Source organism: Leisingera sp. ABM4_103 (genome assembly GCF_056158685.1).
Genome location: NZ_JBSWTU010000005.1, coordinates 2,206,953 through 2,223,242 on the forward strand (window position 1 = coordinate 2,206,953; position 16,290 = coordinate 2,223,242).

17 protein-coding genes are annotated in these 16,290 nt (G+C 66.0%); 9 read left to right on the forward strand and 8 right to left on the reverse strand.

Annotated elements, in window-relative coordinates:
* Positions 1–163 precede the first annotated feature (163 nt).
* From ACXAED_RS12410 to ACXAED_RS12440, 7 genes are all read right to left on the reverse strand, one after another.
* Complete coding sequence (locus ACXAED_RS12410) at positions 164–1,339, reverse strand: acetyl-CoA C-acetyltransferase (protein WP_475050151.1); 1,176 nt, start codon at positions 1,337–1,339, stop codon at positions 164–166.
* 470 nt (positions 1,340–1,809) lie between these two features.
* Positions 1,810–2,649, reverse strand: coding sequence for an EAL domain-containing protein (locus ACXAED_RS12415; RefSeq protein ID WP_475050154.1), 840 nt, complete (start codon positions 2,647–2,649; stop codon positions 1,810–1,812).
* A 125-nt stretch (positions 2,650–2,774) separates the two neighbouring features.
* Positions 2,775–3,707 (reverse strand): sterol desaturase family protein, encoded by a 933-nt coding sequence (locus ACXAED_RS12420; protein WP_475050157.1) that lies wholly within the window; start codon positions 3,705–3,707, stop codon positions 2,775–2,777.
* Entirely contained in the window at positions 3,704–4,102 is a 399-nt protein-coding gene (locus ACXAED_RS12425; protein WP_475050160.1) for a hypothetical protein, read from the reverse strand. Before ACXAED_RS12425 ends, ACXAED_RS12420 begins: the two co-directional genes overlap by 4 nt.
* Positions 4,103–4,225: 123 nt before the next feature.
* Positions 4,226–4,567, reverse strand: a complete 342-nt coding sequence (locus ACXAED_RS12430) for a hypothetical protein (protein WP_475050161.1) — start codon at positions 4,565–4,567, stop codon at positions 4,226–4,228.
* Positions 4,568–4,662: 95 nt separating this feature from the next.
* On the reverse strand, positions 4,663–5,019 hold the full coding sequence (locus ACXAED_RS12435; protein WP_475050163.1) for a hypothetical protein: 357 nt from the start codon (positions 5,017–5,019) through the stop codon (positions 4,663–4,665).
* Positions 5,020–5,085: 66 nt separating this feature from the next.
* Entirely contained in the window at positions 5,086–5,673 is a 588-nt protein-coding gene (locus tag ACXAED_RS12440; RefSeq protein WP_475050166.1) for a TlpA disulfide reductase family protein, read from the reverse strand.
* Positions 5,674–5,695: 22 nt separating this feature from the next.
* On the opposite strand from ACXAED_RS12440, the gene argH reads away from it, so the two are divergent.
* The 5 genes from argH (at position 5,696) to ACXAED_RS12465 (ending at position 12,022) form a co-directional block, all read left to right on the forward strand.
* Positions 5,696–7,090, forward strand: coding sequence for an argininosuccinate lyase (gene argH / locus ACXAED_RS12445; RefSeq protein WP_208856265.1), 1,395 nt, complete (start codon positions 5,696–5,698; stop codon positions 7,088–7,090).
* A 36-nt stretch (positions 7,091–7,126) separates the two neighbouring features.
* Positions 7,127–7,303, forward strand: coding sequence for a hypothetical protein (locus ACXAED_RS12450; protein ID WP_475050170.1), 177 nt, complete (start codon positions 7,127–7,129; stop codon positions 7,301–7,303).
* 92 nt (positions 7,304–7,395) lie between these two features.
* On the forward strand, positions 7,396–7,548 hold the full coding sequence (locus ACXAED_RS12455) for a hypothetical protein (RefSeq protein ID WP_475050173.1): 153 nt from the start codon (positions 7,396–7,398) through the stop codon (positions 7,546–7,548).
* A gap of 565 nt (positions 7,549–8,113) precedes the next feature.
* Positions 8,114–9,379 (forward strand): diaminopimelate decarboxylase, encoded by a 1,266-nt coding sequence (lysA, locus tag ACXAED_RS12460; protein ID WP_475050176.1) that lies wholly within the window; start codon positions 8,114–8,116, stop codon positions 9,377–9,379.
* 48 nt (positions 9,380–9,427) lie between these two features.
* On the forward strand, positions 9,428–12,022 hold the full coding sequence (locus ACXAED_RS12465; protein ID WP_475050179.1) for a TIGR02302 family protein: 2,595 nt from the start codon (positions 9,428–9,430) through the stop codon (positions 12,020–12,022).
* 66 nt (positions 12,023–12,088) lie between these two features.
* Here ACXAED_RS12465 and ACXAED_RS12470 read toward each other — a convergent pair whose 3' ends face one another.
* Complete coding sequence (locus ACXAED_RS12470) at positions 12,089–13,039, reverse strand: zinc-ribbon domain-containing protein (RefSeq protein WP_475050181.1); 951 nt, start codon at positions 13,037–13,039, stop codon at positions 12,089–12,091.
* Between the two features lie 230 nt (positions 13,040–13,269).
* Here ACXAED_RS12470 and ACXAED_RS12475 point away from each other — a divergent pair, with 230 nt between their 5' ends.
* From ACXAED_RS12475 to ACXAED_RS12490, 4 genes are read left to right on the forward strand one after another with little or no spacing between them, the layout of a single operon-like run.
* On the forward strand, positions 13,270–13,947 hold the full coding sequence (locus ACXAED_RS12475; protein WP_475050183.1) for a cell division ATP-binding protein FtsE: 678 nt from the start codon (positions 13,270–13,272) through the stop codon (positions 13,945–13,947).
* Positions 13,944–14,843 (forward strand): cell division protein FtsX, encoded by a 900-nt coding sequence (locus tag ACXAED_RS12480; RefSeq protein ID WP_475050186.1) that lies wholly within the window; start codon positions 13,944–13,946, stop codon positions 14,841–14,843. The genes ACXAED_RS12475 and ACXAED_RS12480 overlap by 4 nt, the downstream gene beginning before the upstream one ends.
* Positions 14,840–15,589, forward strand: a complete 750-nt coding sequence (locus ACXAED_RS12485; protein WP_475050188.1) for a lysophospholipid acyltransferase family protein — start codon at positions 14,840–14,842, stop codon at positions 15,587–15,589. Before ACXAED_RS12480 ends, ACXAED_RS12485 begins: the two co-directional genes overlap by 4 nt.
* Positions 15,567–16,172, forward strand: a complete 606-nt coding sequence (locus ACXAED_RS12490) for a pyridoxamine 5'-phosphate oxidase family protein (RefSeq protein WP_475050190.1) — start codon at positions 15,567–15,569, stop codon at positions 16,170–16,172. Before ACXAED_RS12485 ends, ACXAED_RS12490 begins: the two co-directional genes overlap by 23 nt.
* The last annotated feature ends 118 nt before the right edge of the window (positions 16,173–16,290 follow it).

Here is a 16,290-nt window from a genome sequence, read left to right on the forward strand (position 1 = left end):
TGGTAATCTTGCTACAGTTTTGGTTGTCTGAGCGCAACAATATTGCGTCGTGAAATTTCTGCATTGCCGCAAAAAATTGTCGCACCCGCGGAATACCGCTGAATTGTAAAAGAAAAAGGGCGCCCCAATAGGGCGCCCTTGGATATCAGCGGTTCTGCGCCACTTACGGGCGCTCCACGCACATTGCGACGCCCATGCCGCCGCCGATGCACAGCGTGGCCAGGCCTTTCTTGGCGCCGCGGCGCTTCATTTCGAACAGAAGCGTGTTCAGAACCCGGCAGCCCGAAGCGCCGATCGGGTGGCCGATGGCGATGGCGCCGCCGTTCACGTTCACGATCGACGGATCCCAGCCCATGTCCTTGTTCACCGCGCAGGCCTGGGCGGCAAAGGCTTCGTTGGCTTCGACCAGATCCAGGTCGTTGACCGACCAGCCGGCCTTCTCCAGCGCCTTGCGCGAAGCATAGACCGGACCGACGCCCATGATCGACGGGTCAAGACCGGCAGTGGCGTAGGAGGCGATGCGGGCGAGCGGCTCGATGCCGCGGCGCTCGGCTTCATCGGCGCTCATCAGCAGGGTGGCGGCGGCGCCGTCGTTCAGGCCGGAGGCGTTGGCCGCAGTGACCGAGCCGTCCTTGGTGAAGGCCGGGCGCAGCTTTTGCATCGCTTCCATGGTGGCGCCGTGGCGGATGTATTCGTCGCTGTCCACCACGGTCTCGCCTTTGCGGTGCTTGACGGTGAAGGCCGCGATCTCATCGGCGAACTTGCCCGCCTTCTGTGCCGCTTCCGCCTTGTTCTGCGAGGCAACCGCAAACTCGTCCTGCATGTCGCGGGAGATCTGCCACTGCTCGGCCACGTTTTCGGCGGTCTGGCCCATGTGGTAGCCGTTAAAGGCATCCCACAGACCGTCGCGGATCATCGTGTCGATGTATTTCATGTCGCCCATCTTGTGGCCCGCGCGCAGATGCGCGGCATGGGGCGAAAGGGTCATGTTTTCCTGGCCGCCTGCAGCGACGATGGAGGCGTCACCCAGCTGGATGTGCTGCGCGCCCAGTGCAACGGCACGCAGACCGGAGCCGCAAACCTGGTTGATGCCCCAGGCGGCGCTTTCCTTGGGCAGGCCCGCATTGATATGCGCCTGACGGGCCGGGTTCTGGCCCTGGGCGGCGGTCAGCACCTGGCCCAGAATGGTTTCCGAAACTTCGGATTTGTCCACACCGGCCCGCTCCACCACGGCTTCGAGCACCGCGGCGCCCAGATCATGGGCAGGGGTATTGGCGAACGCGCCGCCAAAGGAGCCGACGGCGGTGCGCGCGGCCGATGCGATTACAACATTGGTCATTGATTTGGGTCCTCTGCCTTCATTTTGGTCTCCCGGAAAAGCGCCGCGCACACGTTCGAGCCGCGTTTGCGCAACAATATTTCCCGTATCCTCCCGGTATCGGCATAATCTATTGCTGCACGTGCAGCAATTGACAGGGTGTCTCAGGCGGAGCGGAAGAGTCAACCGCCAGAAACGTCCTCCGCCATAGGATTTCCGTCAGCACAGGGAGGGGATGCCGCAGAGCAGCGGACCCGGGCGGCAGGCGGCGGCCGGGGGGGCGGCTGGGAAAGGCGCTGGAAAGACAAAGCTGTAGACGCTTGCACACGCGAGGTGCCGGGTTGCAGCCCGCAGCTGCACCGCCGGGGACACGCGCCGGCCATTACAGCGCGGCCATTGCGCGGGGCAGGGCGCCGCAGACCATGTGCCGGGCATCAAGGCGCCTCCGGCTGGCTGCGCCAATGCCGGCGGGAATTGCGCGGGGGCTGTCTTCACCCGGCTTGCTGGCGCTGTTTCAGGTCTTCGATCCAGGGCGGCGACACCGACGGCGCGCCATAGAGATAGCCCTGCAGGCAATCCACCCCGTTTTCCACCAGGAAGGCCGCGTCTTCCTGGCTTTCCACCGACTCGGCGACGGTGAACATGTCAAACTGCTTGGCAATGCCGATCAGGGCCCGTACCACCGACTGATTGTCATGGCTGGCGTGAATGCCGCGCACGAACTGGCCGTCGATCTTGACCGCATCGAAGAAGAACTGGCGGAAATGGCCGATCGCCGTTGTGCCTGCGCCGAAGTTGTCGAGCGCGAAGGAAATGCCGTGCTGCTGCATCCGCCCCATGAAATCCAGTACCAGCTCCGGCGCGGCCATGACCGATGCCTCGGTGATCTCCAGAACCAGCCGTTCGCCCAGCGTGGCGTCGCTTTTCAGAAACCGCTGGAGCACCTGGGTCCAGCGCTGATAGCCGATGGAGCGCGCCGACATGTTGACGGAGAGGCGGATCTGCGGGAATTTCGACAGCGTCCGCAAGCCATGCTGCAGCGCCAGGCAGTCCATCTCGCGGCCGACTTCCTTGTCCTCGACCACATGCATGAACTCCCGCGCGGGAATCACCCGGCCGGTCGGATCCAGCACCCGGATGTACCCCTCGTAAAAGGCGACACCATGCGGCGCCATTGCTTGCATGACCGGCTGATAGGCCAGGACGGTCTGATCGTGCTTTACCGCATCGGCAACCATCTCCAGCGTGGTCCGGTCGCGGCCGGCCACGGCCGCGCTCAGCGGGTTTTCGGAGCCTTCGGGCAGGTCTGCCATGGCGTTTCGTCTGTTCATGTGCTGCTGGGGCCCTGTTCCGGCATTGGTTTGACACAATATGATGCTCCGGGCAGCGTCGCGCAAAAGGGTTGAGGCGGGATTAAAGTTCAAATTTGACCGATCCGCCTGGCGCCCCGGCGGCTTCAGCCGCCAAAGCCCGGGGTACCGGCATCTTCGGGATGGCGGGCGAGGTGCCCGGCCTTGATCCCGGCAGAGGTCTCGCGGCTGCCGTCGTGGCTGTAGCCGGGCGGCGCAAAGGCATAGAGCAGCCGCTGTTTCCAGGTTAGCCCCGGCTGGGTCATGTCCTTGAAAATGCCTGCCCATTCGTGGAAGGCCACGCGCAGCGGATTGAAGGTGGCGATGTTGTGCACCAGGCCGAAATCGGGGCGGTCGTGGTCCTGCTCCGGAACAAAGGTGCCGAACATCTTGTCCCAGATGATGAATACGCCGGCATAGTTGCAGTCCAGGTAGCGGGCATTGCGGCCATGGTGGGCGCGGTGGTGGCTGGGGGTGTTCATCACTGCTTCGAACCAGCGCGGCAGGCGGTCTATCGCTTCGGTATGGATCCAGAACTGATAGATCAGGTTCAGCCCGCCGCAGAACAGCACCAGCGCCGGGTGGAAGCCCAGCAGCACCATCGGCGCCTTCACCACCATCATAAAGGTGAAGGTCCCGGTCCAGGTCTGCCGCAGCGCGGTGGTCAGGTTGTAGTGCTGGCTGGAGTGGTGATTCACGTGCGACGCCCAGACCCAGCGCACCCGGTGGCCCAGGCGATGCACCCAGTAATAACGCAGGTCATCCAGCACAAAGCAGGCCAGCACCGCCCAGAGCGAGGTGCCCATGTCCAGCGGCGTGATCTGCCACAGCATCATGAGGAAGCCCCAAGCGATGAACCCCAAAAGCAGCCCCTCGGCAACGCTGCCCGCGCCCATGACCAGCGAAGTGACGGCGTCGCGTGTTTCATACCGGCCGCCGCGCTTTTTCAGGGCGATCCACAGGAGTTCCGCCAGGATGGCGGCGATGAAGAAGGGCACTGCCAGCTGAGTGGCATCGGGATAGGTCAGGTCTCCGCTCATGCTGTTCCTCCGCCGCCTGCAATTACTCTCTGCCAGCGGGTACGCTCGGCCCCGGACAAGCCCACGGACACGCCCGGGGCGCTGAAGTCGTTGAAACGGATATGCAAACCGCCGGAGCGTTCGGAGATCGCGGCGCCGTGCAGGTGCCGTGCCGCTGTGTCTGCGCCAAAGGCCCAGACCAGGCCCGCGCCGCTGTGCGCGGAAATCAGCACGGCTTGGCCGGTGGCGGCGGGCAGAACGTGATGGACGGTGTCGCCGGGACAATGCCGCAGCCAGGCGCGCTTGGCGCTCTCTGCCGTCAGCACGGTTCCGGCGGAGCGCCCGGTCAGATGCAGGATCGCGGCAATGGCGGCTATCCCGCCCGCGACCAGAACCAGCAGCAGTTCAAGCGGCATGTCTTCCTCCCGCCGGGAAGACTGGCGGGCAGGCAGGCCGCTGTCAAAGGTGGCGTGGGGTCAAGCGGATGCTCCTCCCGCCGCAAGCAGAAAGGGCCGCCGTAGCCGGATAGCCGCTGCGGTTCAGACCGCGGGCACCGTGCTTTGGGGATGGTTCAGCACCTGCATCTGCACCACGCGCTCGACAAAGGGCACCAGACCTTCGGGGCCTGAGCTGCGGTCCTTGAGGTGGATGCAGACATCCGGCCTGAGCGCGGCAATGATGCCGATCAGGTCGCCGCGGGTCTGGTCGTCCAGACCCGCCCCCATGATCACGCATTCGATGCGCGGCTCGGTCTCCAGCTGGCGCACCACCTCGGGCTGGTCATGCGCGCCCAGCCATTGGATCGGCAGATGGTCCAGCTGCTCGGCGACGTTGCCGATCACATGCGGCAGCTTGCCGATCAGTAACACAACAGGTTTCATTTCACGCTCCACCCTAAACCACGGCGCCGGATCGCGACGCCCCCTTAGGAGTGAAATAGTGCGAAATTCAGCCGGGTCAGGCGGCGGCTGCGGGGTCAGAAGGAATAGGTGATTGACCTGCCCTTGCCCTTGTCGCGGGTGAAGGTGACTGTGTTTCCCTCGGTCGTGACCGTGAGGCAATTCTGCGGCAGCTGCTTTTTCCCGATATAGACATTGCGGCAGTAGAAGCGCTTGTGCCAGGCCCAGGCGCCGACGATCTTTTCGCCCTTCGGCGAGACGCCCTGCAATTTGCCGTCAGCGGTGGCAAGAACCCAGTGATCGCTGGCCACCAGCTTCTTGCCGGCGATTTTGGCCAGGAAGTCCTTTTCGCTCTTGATGGGGCCCGCGCCGGCCGGTGCGGCGGCTGCGATGCTGAGCGCCAGGGCGCAGGCTGCCAAATGCAGAAATTTCATGGGGGTCCCTCCCGGTATACTTGTTAACAGAACACCGGGAGAGTGTGTCAGATCAGTCCGGGTTATTCAATTCCCGGCTGAGGCAGTGGCGGCGTCTTCGCCTATCATTGCCGCGATGATCTGCTTGGCGCTGTCCGAGTTCCATTCGGCATCGCCCAGCAGCCGCGCCACCTCCTTGCCGTCGCGGTCCAGCAGCACCGTGATCGGCAGGCCGATCACCGCCATTTCGCGGGCCAGCGCCTGCTTCGGGTCCTGGTGGCGGGGAAGGCTGTCGATGCCGTTCTCATCAAAGAACTTCTGGATGCCCGCGGGTGAATTGCGGCCCGTGGCGATGGTCAGCACCTGGAAATCCTCGCCGCCGAACTCCTGCTGCAGCTCCTCCAGCTGCGGCATTTCCTTGCGGCAGGGGGCGCACCAGGTGGCCCAGAAGTTCAAGAGCACAATCTTGCCCTGATAGTCGGCCAGGGTCGCGGTGCCCGCGCCATCAGCCAGGTCAAACGCGGCGGCGGACACATCGCGCGGCTCGGCGTGCACGACCAGCTTCTTCATCGAGCCGTCGCGCAGGGCCTCAAGCTGCGCCTGATCTGCCGCAGTCGCGGCATTTGCACCCAAGGCGAGGGCCATATAAAGGGAAAGCTGACGAAACAGACGCATATTATCTCCGGGGTTCCACACCATGACAGATCAATCCTCGAACCAGATGTGGGGCGGCCGCTTTGCCGCTGGCCCGGACGCGATCATGGAGGCGATCAACGCCTCGATCGGGTTCGACAAGCGGATGGCGGCGCAGGACATTGCCGGCTCCAGGGCCCATGCGGCGATGCTCGCTGCCACAGGCGTCATTACGGATAATGATGCCGAGGCCATTCGGGAAGGGCTGCTCACCGTTTTGTCAGAGATCGAGGGCGGAACCTTCCAGTTTTCCACCGCGCTGGAAGACATCCACATGAATGTGGAAGCGCGCCTGAAAGAGATCATCGGCGAGCCCGCGGGCCGTCTGCACACCGGCCGCTCGCGCAACGACCAGGTGGCGACCGATTTCAAACTCTGGGTGCGCGACCAGCTGGACGCAGCCGAAAGCGGCCTCCTGGCGCTGATCCGCGCGCTTCTGTCGCAGGCCGAGGCGGGCGCCGATTGGGTGATGCCGGGCTTCACCCACCTGCAGACCGCGCAGCCGGTGACCTGGGGCCACCACATGATGGCCTATGTGGAAATGTTCGGCCGCGACCTCAGCCGCGTGCGCGATGCCCGCGCACGGATGAACGAATCGCCGCTGGGCGCCGCAGCGCTGGCCGGCACCTCCTTCCCGATCGACCGGGAGATGACAGCGAAGGCGCTGGGCTTTGACCGCCCGGCGGCCAACTCGCTGGATGCGGTATCCGACCGCGACTTCGCGCTGGAGTTCCTGTCCTGCGCCTCGATCAGCGCGGTGCATCTGTCGCGCTTTGCCGAGGAGCTGGTGATCTGGTCCTCCGCCCAGTTCCGTTTCGTGACGCTCTCCGACCGTTTCTCCACCGGCTCGTCGATCATGCCGCAGAAAAAGAACCCGGATGCGGCTGAGCTGATCCGCGCCAAGGTGGGCCGGATCTTCGGCGCCAATACAGCGCTGATGATGGTGATGAAGGGGCTGCCGCTGGCCTATTCCAAGGACATGCAGGAAGACAAGGAACAGGTCTTTGACGCCGCCGACAACTGGATGCTGGCGCTGGCGGCGATGGAAGGCATGGTCAAGGACATGACCGGCAACCGCGAGTCGCTGGCCGCCGCGGCAGGCTCCGGCTTCTCCACCGCCACCGACCTGGCCGACTGGCTGGTGCGGGTGCTGAAAGTACCGTTCCGCGATGCCCACCACGTGACCGGGACGCTGGTCGCGATGGCCGAAAGCCGCGGCTGCGACCTGCCGGATCTTTCGCTGGCGGATATGCAGGGCGTGCACGAAGGGATCACCGACGACATCTTCACTGTGCTTGGCGTTGAGAATTCGGTAAACTCGCGCATGTCTTATGGCGGCACCGCTCCCGCCCAGGTGCGCGCCCAGATCGCCCGCTGGAGAGAGATTCTGGGCGGCTGAGGCCGTCCGGGCCGGGCTGCTGCAAGGAGGCAGACAATGCGTAATGCGATCTTTGCCCTGATCGGGCTGGCGGCGCTGGCCGCCTGCGGCGTCGACGGCGAGCCGGTGCAGCCGACGCTGAACGCCGGCGTTGGCGTCGGCGACAGCGGTGTCCACGTCGGCGGCGCGGTCGGGCTGCACAAGGGGCCGGTCAGCGTCTACCTGGGGTTCTAGCGGCCTCGCGCTCTTGATGCGCAGCCGTTCAGCCGCCATCTGTTAACCGCCCCGCCGCTATGCCGGGGCGGTTTTTGCTTGGAGATTTTGCGATGAAAGCTTTGGTTATCGTTCTGGCCCTGATCGGCGTTGCGGCCTGTGCTACCGGAGCGCCGGCGGCCAAGGCGCCGCAAAAGCACCCGCCTGCTGAAACCGGGGTGAAGATCTCCGGCTCGGCCCGGGTCGGGGTGTCCCATACGTTCTAGAAGCACGAGTAACGTCCGTCCGGGCTTGCCGCCTGGCCGGTTGCTGGCTGCTGCCGTCTGCAGCGGAGCGTTCCATATCTGATATGCTGAACTTCAGCGGTTAGGAGTGGCGGCGCCGCCAAAGGGCGGAGGCGGGACGGGAGGTTTCTCCCGCACGCTGAACGTCGTCTTTGCGTGCCCGTGCCAAAGGGCCCTGTTCCATGGTGCCGGGGGTGTCAGGCCCGGCGGTGACCGCGATCAGGAAGGATCATGCCAGACCGGGCTTAAGATGCGGTGAGGCAGGCGTGCGCCGGGGGGGCAACACATTGACGATGTGCGTTCGGCAGCAGTTGTTAAATGAGTATTTTTGGAAAGATGAAGGCGCAGGCCGGTGTTTTCATCTTTCCCCAAATACTCAAAACCCGCCGCAGGCCCGGAGCGGAACGCTGGCGGCGCCGGGTGCATCGGGAGCAGGGGGCATCTGTAATGCGCTTCGCGGCGGGCGGGCGTTTCCGGCTGCTGCTGGGCTCGGGCCCGGGGCGGAATCATTTGATCCATCTGCCCCTTTTGCCCTAAACGCGGGGCTATGGACCATTTTCTCTACCGCGACGGCGCGCTTTTCGCCGAAGACGTTCCCATCTCCGAGATCGCCGCGGCGGTGGGCACTCCGTTCTATGTCTATTCCACCGCGACTCTCCTGCGGCATTTCCGGCTGTTCGACGAAGCGCTGGAGGGCACTGATCACCTGGTCTGTTTTGCGATGAAAGCGGCCTCGAACCAGGCGATCCTCAAGACCCTGGCGCAGGCCGGTGCGGGGATGGATGTGGTCAGCCAGGGCGAATACCTGCGCGCCAAGGCAGCGGGCGTGCCGGGGGACAGGATCGTCTTCTCCGGCGTCGGCAAGACGGCTGAGGAAATCCGCCTGGCGCTGAGCGGCGGCATCCGCCAGTTCAACGTGGAATCCGAACCGGAGATGGAAGTGATCAGCGCCGTGGCTGAGGAGCTGGGCACCAAGGCTCCGGTCACCATCCGGGTGAACCCGGATGTGGATGCCAAGACTTACGCCAAGATCGCCACCGGCAAATCCGAGAACAAGTTCGGCATCCCGATCGCCCGCGCTAAGGAAGTCTATGCCCGCGCCGCCGCGCTGCCGGGGCTGGAGGTGGTGGGGATCGACGTTCACATCGGCTCGCAGCTGACCGATCTGGAGCCGTTCCGGCTGGCCTATCAGAAGGTGGCCGAGCTTACGGAAACCCTGCGCGCTGAGGGCCACAACATCCGCCGCTTGGACCTGGGCGGCGGCCTTGGCATTCCTTACGAGCGGTCCAACTCCGCACCGCCCCTGCCGGTGGAATACGGCCAGATGGTCAAGGAGACGCTCGGCCACCTCGGCTGTGAGCTTGAGATCGAGCCGGGCCGCCTGATCGCGGGCAACGCGGGCCAGCTGGTCTCCAAGGTGATTTATGTGAAATCGGGCGAAGGGCGCGATTTCCTGATCCTGGATGCGGCGATGAATGACCTGATCCGTCCGGCGATGTATGAGGCGCATCACGATATCATCCCGGTCGAGGAGCCCGCGGCGGGGACCGAAAGCCAGCCTTATGACATCGTGGGCCCGGTCTGCGAGACCGGCGACACATTCGCCAAGCAGCGGGATCTGCCGCCGCTTGCCGCCGGTGATCTGGTCGCCTTCCGCAGCGCCGGCGCCTATGGGGCGGTGATGGCGAGCGAGTATAATTCCCGCCCCCTGATCCCCGAAGTGCTGGTGCATGGGGATCAATTCGCGGTTATCCGCCGCCGCCCGGACTATGAAGAGATGATAAACCGCGATACCATCCCGGAGTGGCTCTGAAGCGATCCGGGCGCGATCCGGCGCGGGCCATCAGATCATGAGGCCCGAATGCCCTTTGACAGACGTGCCGATCCGGTCCTGAAACGCCTGCGCTGGCCTGTGGCTCTGACGCGGGCGGGACTCGTGGCCGAACGCGCCATGCGGGCCTTCTGGCCGCTGGCCTCGGTTCTGATGGCGGCGCTGGCGGCGCTGATGCTGGGGCTGCACCAGCTGTTGCCGGAAACCGTGGTCTGGACCGGCGCGACTGCGGCTGTTCTGGCTGCCGCAACTGCCGTTGCCTGGGGCGCATGGCGGTTCCGCTGGCCGTCCCGGGAGGCGGCGCTGGAGCGGCTCGACCAAACCTTGCCCGGCCGTCCCGTCAGCGCCTTGCTGGACACCCAGGCCATCGGTGCTGAGGATGCCGCCTCCATCGCTTTGTGGCAGGCGCATCAGCGCCGGATGGCCGAGGCCGCGGCCCGGGCCCGCGCACCTGCGCCTGATCTGAACGTCGCCTCCGCCGACCCCTATGCGCTGCGCTATGTTGCGGGGCTGTTCCTGGCGGTTGCGCTGCTGTTCGGCTCGATCTGGCAGGTGGCGTCGGTCCGGGATCTGGGCACGGGCGGCCCGGCAGCCCTGAACGGTCCCGCCTGGGAGGGCTGGGCTGAGCCGCCTGCCTATACACGCCTGCCGGTGCTCTATCTCAATGACCAGCCCGAAGGCGCGCTGAAACTGCCGGAGGGCAGCCGTGTCACCCTGCGCTTCTATGGCGAGGTGGGGGCGCTCACACTGTCGGAAACCGTCTCGGGCTCTGCCGCCGGTCAGCCGTCGGCGCCGGAGGGCGCAATGGCCTTTGATGTCACCCGCAACGGCGGGTTCGCCATCGAAGGCAGCGGCGGGCGCAGCTGGCAGGTCGAGGTGATCCCGGATCATCCGCCCGGGATTGCTGTCGCGGGCCAGCCGGAGCTGGAGAACGACGGTTACACCTCGCTCGCCTTCAGCGCCCGGGATGATTACGGCGTGGCCGGCGGGCAGGTGCGGATCACCCTGGATCTGGCCGCGGTGGAGCGGCAGCACGGTCTGGCCGCTGATCCCGACCCGCGCGAGGCGCTGGTGCTGGACCTGCCGCTGCCGCTGTCCGGATCCCGCGAGGAGTTCACCGAAAAGCTGATCGAGGATTTCGCTCAGCACCCCTGGGCCAATATGCCGGTGGTCTTCACCTTTTCCGCAATGGATGAGGCCGGTCAATCGGCTGCGGCGGCGGGCTTTGGCGCGGATATGGTCACCCGCCGCTTCTTTGACCCGCTGGCGGCGGCGGTGATCGAACAGCGCCGCGATCTGCTGTGGGCGCGCTCCAATGCGCCGCGGGTGGCGCAGATCCTGCGCACCCTGTCGCACCGGCCTGACGGCCTCTACCGTGATTACGGCGACTACCTGCGGCTGCGCACCATCCTGCGGCGGCTGGAAGGCTATACCGTGCAAGCCGCCATCCCTGAACCGCGCCAGGAGGAGATTGCCGCCGCGCTGTGGGATCTGGCGATCCAGCTGGAAGAGGGCGACGTGGGGGATGCGTTGGAGCGGATGCAGCGGGCGCAGGAGCGGCTGAGCCAGGCGATGCGCGACGGCGCCAGCGAGCAGGAGATCGCCCGGCTGATGCAGGAGCTGCGGGAGGCGACCCAGGACTATCTCCGCCAGCTCAGCCGCCAGGCTGAGGCGGATGGTGAAATGATGGATCCTGGCGACATGCCGGACAACATGATGACGCTCAGCCAGGATGACCTGCAGGCGATGATGGACCGCATCCAGGAGCTGATGGAGCAGGGCCGCATGGCCGAGGCCGAGCAGGCGCTGCGCGAGTTCCAGCAGATGATGGAAAACATGCGGATGACCCGCTCGCAGCAGGGCCAGGGCCAGGGCAACGAGGGCCGCGAGGCGATGGAGGGGCTGGCGGAAACCCTGCGCGAGCAGCAGGGACTGTCGGACCAGGCTTTCCGCGACCTGCAGGAACAGTTCAACCCCGGCGCCCGCAGCGGCGAGAGCCAGGGCAATGAGGGCCGCGACGGCGGTCTGGGCCGCGGCCAGAGCCACCAGGGCGGCGACCGCGGCGACGGCCAGGGCGGTGAAGGGGCCGAAAGCCGCAATCCCGATGGCCAGGGCGGCAACGGCCGCGAACAGCCGGGGCAGGGCGGCTCGCTGGCCGACCGGCAGCAGGCCCTGCGCCAGCAATTGCAGCAGCAGCGCGACGGGCTGCCCTATCTGGGCGGTGAGGCCGGCGAGGCCGCGCGCGAGGCGCTGGACCGGGCCGGCCGCGCCATGGAAGGGGCCGAAGATGCGCTGCGCGGCGGTGACAATGCCGAAGCCATCGACCGTCAGTCGGACGCCATGGAGGCGCTGCGCGAAGGGATGCGCAGCCTGGGCGAGGCGCTGGCGCAGCAGCAGCAGCCGGGGCAGCAGAACGGGCAGCAGCCCTCTGCCACAGCGCAGGGCGAACGGCTGGACCCGCTGGGCCGCAGCAACGGTTCAGTGAACGACGGCGGCAAGGTCGGCGAGGGCAATGCCTACCGCCGCGCCTGGGACCTGCTGGAGGACATCCGCCGCCGGGCTGGCGAACGGCAGCGCAGCGAGCGCGAACGCAGCTACCTGCAGCGGCTGCTGGACAGGTTCTGAGAACCGGCTGCCAGCAGCGCCGGGTGACTTGTTCCGTCTTAGAAGGAAGGGCTTGGACTTGCCCCGTTACTCTGCGCTGGCCTGGGGCTTTACCAGTGCATCCAGCCAAAGGCGTATCTGATCCACCCATCTGACATAGCTGCTGAGTGCGGAGTCCGCTTGCGGCACCTTCTCAGCTATCAGGCTGGCGTTGTCATAGACCATCACCATCACCAGCGCCGCAATCAGCGACAGCGAGAAGCCGCGGGCAAAACTGCTCTTGCGCCGCGCCGGCGGCGCGTCGTGGATAGCAAGCGGGACAGGGGCCGCGCTGCCGGCAGTACGCAGGGTGGAGTTGATCTCTTCGATGTCCGGCAGCAGCTCCTTGCGGGAACCGGTTTCGGCAGCGGCCAGCTGGCGCGGATCCTCGCCGCGCATCCGGGCCATCCGGTCGCGGGCCTGGCGGCTGCGGCGGGCGGCCTCGTCTTCGGGTGCGGTGGCTTCCTCCAGCCCCAGGTCGGGCTGCGTCTCCAGACTCTGGGTTTCCGCGGCCCGCAGCGAAGCTTCGCGCTCGGCTTCCTCGCGCAGGATGTCCGTCAGGGCAGGATCCAGCCCGCGCGAGCGTTGCGGCTGCGGTTCGGCCTGCTCAGCCGGAGTGTCTTCGGAACGCGCTGCCGGAACGTCCTCCTCGGCCTCAGCAAAAACGTCTTCGGAAGCTTCTTCGATGTCATCTTCCGCGCCGTGGCCCGCGGCATCGGTTTCCGGCATCGGCTGCCGGGCATGATCTGCGGCAGCATCAGGGGCGCTTGGCGGGCTGTCCGGCTCCGGGACTTCCGCCGCCGCCGCGGCTTCCTCTGGTGCCTGAGGCGCGCTGTCCTCCGGGAAATCATGCGCCGGTGTTTCTGCCGCCGCGCTGCCGGCGGCTGTCTGGAACCAGGTCTGGCCGCAGTTGGAACATTGCACATCCCGCCCTTCGGCTGGGATCACATCCTCCGGCACTTCATATTCGGCTGCGCAATTCGGGCAGGTCAGGCGCATCATGCTCTCCTCGGCACCATCCTGCCGTGCATCTTCCGGCAGGTTGTTTTTTAAGGGATTATATGCATCCCCCGCTGCTGGCGAAAGTGGCAATTGCCGCTGCCGGCCGGACCTTGAGGCGGCGGCGGCTTCCGGGCAACAGAGCCCCCATTGAAACTGCGGCCCCCTTGGGGCAAAACACCGGAGCAAAATACCGGGGCGCAAGTTTGAGGCGCATTCAGGGGGCGGCAGTGATCGAGCTGGAAAATGTGGGCTACAACTACGGCGGCGGCGAGCTGCTGGATGCCGTGTCGGTGCAGCTGGCGCCGGGCTCCTTCCATTTTCTGACCGGGCCGTCCGGAGCGGGCAAGACCACGCTGCTGAAACTCTGCTACGGCGCGCTGACCCCGACATCAGGGCGGGTGCGCGCGTTCAACATGGATGTGCACGGTCTGGACCGCGACCAGATGGCCTATCTGCGCCGCCGTGTCGGCGTGGTGCATCAGGACTGCCGGTTTCTGGACCACCTGCCTGTGATCGAGAACATCGCCCTGCCGCTGCTGGTCTCGGGCCGCGAGCTGAACCACGAGGAGGCCAACCTGAGCGAGCTTCTGAGTTGGGTCGGCCTGTCGGAACGCGCCCATGCGCTGCCGCCGGAGCTGTCGGGCGGTGAACGCCAGCGGGCGGCGCTGGCGCGGTCGGTGATCCTGTCGCCGGATGTGATCATCGCCGATGAGCCCACCGGCAACGTCGACTGGGAAATGTCGCAGCGGCTGCTGCAGCTCCTGGTCGAGCTGAACCGGATGGGCAAGACGATCCTGGTCGCCACCCACGACCTGTCGCTGATCCGTGCCGCCAAGAACCAGGTGCAGGCGCGGGTGCTGCGGATCTCCAACCGGCAATTGCAGCTGGCGGGGGCGGATCTATGACCGACAGTAAGCTGAGCAAGCTGATCCTGGGCGACACCCAGGCCAACCGAGTGGTGCCGCCGACCGGTTTTACCGCGCAGCTGACGGTGTTCGTCGCAGGTGCTATGGCGTTCCTGGCGGTGTTTGCGCTGGCCCTGTCAATGGCCTCGGGCCGCCTGGCCGACCGCTGGGCCTCGGAGCTGGCGCGCGCGGCCACGCTGCGCATCAACGCGCCGGCAGAGCAGCGCGCGGCACAGACCGAGGCGGCGCTGGAAATCCTGCGCCAGACGCCGGGGGTGGCCACCGCCCGCGCCCTGAGCGGTGAGGAGCAGGCGGCGCTGCTGGCGCCCTGGTTCGGCTCCAGCCTGCCAGCGGGCAGCCTGCCGCTGCCGCAGCTGATCGAGGTGACCGCGGATGATCCCGGTTATGACGCCCAGGGGCTTCGGCTGCGGCTGCAGGCCGAGGTGCCCGGCGCGGTGCTGGACGATCACACCCGCTGGCGCGAGCCGCTGGTGGATGCGGCGCGCTCGCTGCGCCGGCTGGCCTGGGTGTCGATCCTGCTGATCGGCGGCGCAACGGCGGCGATGATCACCCTCGCCGCCAATGCGGCACTGGCCGCCAATGCGCAGGTTATCGAAGTGCTGCGCCTGGTCGGGGCGCTGGACAGCTATATCGCCCAGGCCTTCATCCGCCGCTTTACCCTGCGGGCGCTGACCGGCGCCGCAGCGGGGGTGGCATTGGGCATGATCGGGGTCTGGCTGATGCCGGAAGCCTCGGATGAGGGCGGCTTCCTCACCGGCCTTGGCTTTCAGGGCTGGGGCTGGCTGGTGCCGCTCCTTATCCCGCCGCTGGGCGCGCTGGTGGCCTTTGCCGCCACCACCCGTGCCGCCACCAAACGTTTGGGAGAACTGTCTTGAAGAACCCGGTCCAATGGTTGCGCTCCTTTGTGTTCATCGTGCAGATGTATCTGGCGATGCTGGTGCTGGGCGTCGTGTTCGCACCTTGGGCGATGGCTTCGCCGAGGGGGGCCCGCACGGCCTGCAAGAGCTTTGCCCGCTGGGCGCTGTGGACTGCCCGCTGGATGGTTGGCATCCGCACCGAGGTGCGCGGCCAGGTGCCAACCGGCGAGGTGATCGTCGCGGCCAAGCACCAGAGCTTTCTGGACATCCTGATCATCTTCAATGCGGTGCCGTCCGCCCGTTTTATCATGAAGCGCGAACTGATGTGGACGCCTGTAATTGGCGTCTATGCCAAGCGTCTGGGCTGCGTGCCGGTGAACCGCGGCAAACGCGGCGCAGCGATTGCCAAGATGGTCAAGGACGTGGCGCTGCAAAGCCACGTGCCGGGCCAGCTGATCATCTATTCCCAGGGCACCCGTGTGGCGCCCGGTGCCCGCAAACCCTACAAGATCGGCACCGCGGTGCTGTACGAGGGCCTGGACCAGCCCTGCGTCCCGGCTGCCACCAATGTCGGCGTGTTCTGGCCGCGTACCGGGATTTACCGCAAGCCGGGCCTGGCAGTGGTGGAGTTCCTCGACCCGATGCAGCCGGGAATGGACCGGGAAGACTTCATGGCGCAGCTGGAAAACCGGGTGGAGCAGCGCTCGGACGAATTGATGAGAGAAGCGGGATTTGAACCGGATGCAATACCTCAGCAGCATTGAAGATCTGGAGGCGCTTTACGGGGAACCGGGAGCGCCTTCTTTACGTAAGGTGGCGCGGCAGCTGACACCGCTTTACCGCAAATGGATCATGGCGTCGAAACTGTGCATGCTGGCGACCGTCGGCCCGGAAGGAACCGACGACAGCCCGCGCGGCGATGACGGCCCGGTGGTGCAGGAGCTGGATCCGGGCACCCTCGCGCTGCCTGACTGGCGCGGCAACAACCGGCTGGACAGCTTGCGCAACATCGTGCGCGACGGGCGCGTTTCGCTGATGTTCCTGGTGCCGGGATCGAACAACGTGGTGCGCGTCAATGGCACTGCCCGGCTGACCGCCGACCCGGATCTGCGCGCGCGTTTCGGGAAGAACGGCAAGCTGCCCGCCACGGTGATCGTGATCTCGATCGGTGAGATTTATTCTCAATGCGCCCGTGCCCTGCTGCGGGCGGGCACCTGGAGCGGCACCGACGAAAGCGCCGGCCTGCCGACCATGGGCGAGATCCTGGCCGAACAGACGGCTGGCGAGGAAGGCGGGGCTGAGTACGATCAAAGCTGGAGCGCCCGGGCCGCCAAAACCATGTGGTGAGCCGACGGCGGGGCGCTCAAGGACGTTCGAACATCCTTTGGCAAAATTCTTTGAAGAATTTTGCAGCCAGTGAGGCTGCGCCCCCTGGCTGCCTGTTGCGCTGCCGGTGAGCGGCCTG

Excerpts from the sequence above, each read along its gene's own strand:
- ACXAED_RS12465 (WP_475050179.1), top strand. The coding sequence starts at position 9,428 with ATGCCCTTTGACAGACGTGCCGATCCGGTCCTGAAACGCCTGCGCTGG.
- lysA (WP_475050176.1), top strand. The coding sequence starts at position 8,114 with ATGGACCATTTTCTCTACCGCGACGGCGCGCTTTTCGCCGAAGACGTT.
- ACXAED_RS12455 (WP_475050173.1), top strand. The coding sequence starts at position 7,396 with ATGAAAGCTTTGGTTATCGTTCTGGCCCTGATCGGCGTTGCGGCCTGT.
- ACXAED_RS12440 (WP_475050166.1), bottom strand. The coding sequence starts at position 5,673 with ATGCGTCTGTTTCGTCAGCTTTCCCTTTATATGGCCCTCGCCTTGGGT.
- ACXAED_RS12425 (WP_475050160.1), bottom strand. The coding sequence starts at position 4,102 with ATGCCGCTTGAACTGCTGCTGGTTCTGGTCGCGGGCGGGATAGCCGCC.
- ACXAED_RS12490 (WP_475050190.1), top strand. The coding sequence starts at position 15,567 with ATGCAATACCTCAGCAGCATTGAAGATCTGGAGGCGCTTTACGGGGAA.
- ACXAED_RS12450 (WP_475050170.1), top strand. The coding sequence starts at position 7,127 with ATGCGTAATGCGATCTTTGCCCTGATCGGGCTGGCGGCGCTGGCCGCC.
- ACXAED_RS12415 (WP_475050154.1), bottom strand. The coding sequence starts at position 2,649 with ATGAACAGACGAAACGCCATGGCAGACCTGCCCGAAGGCTCCGAAAAC.
- ACXAED_RS12410 (WP_475050151.1), bottom strand. The coding sequence starts at position 1,339 with ATGACCAATGTTGTAATCGCATCGGCCGCGCGCACCGCCGTCGGCTCC.
- ACXAED_RS12435 (WP_475050163.1), bottom strand. The coding sequence starts at position 5,019 with ATGAAATTTCTGCATTTGGCAGCCTGCGCCCTGGCGCTCAGCATCGCA.
- ACXAED_RS12480 (WP_475050186.1), top strand. The coding sequence starts at position 13,944 with ATGACCGACAGTAAGCTGAGCAAGCTGATCCTGGGCGACACCCAGGCC.
- argH (WP_208856265.1), top strand. The coding sequence starts at position 5,696 with ATGACAGATCAATCCTCGAACCAGATGTGGGGCGGCCGCTTTGCCGCT.
- ACXAED_RS12470 (WP_475050181.1), bottom strand. The coding sequence starts at position 13,039 with ATGCGCCTGACCTGCCCGAATTGCGCAGCCGAATATGAAGTGCCGGAG.
- ACXAED_RS12430 (WP_475050161.1), bottom strand. The coding sequence starts at position 4,567 with ATGAAACCTGTTGTGTTACTGATCGGCAAGCTGCCGCATGTGATCGGC.
- ACXAED_RS12420 (WP_475050157.1), bottom strand. The coding sequence starts at position 3,707 with ATGAGCGGAGACCTGACCTATCCCGATGCCACTCAGCTGGCAGTGCCC.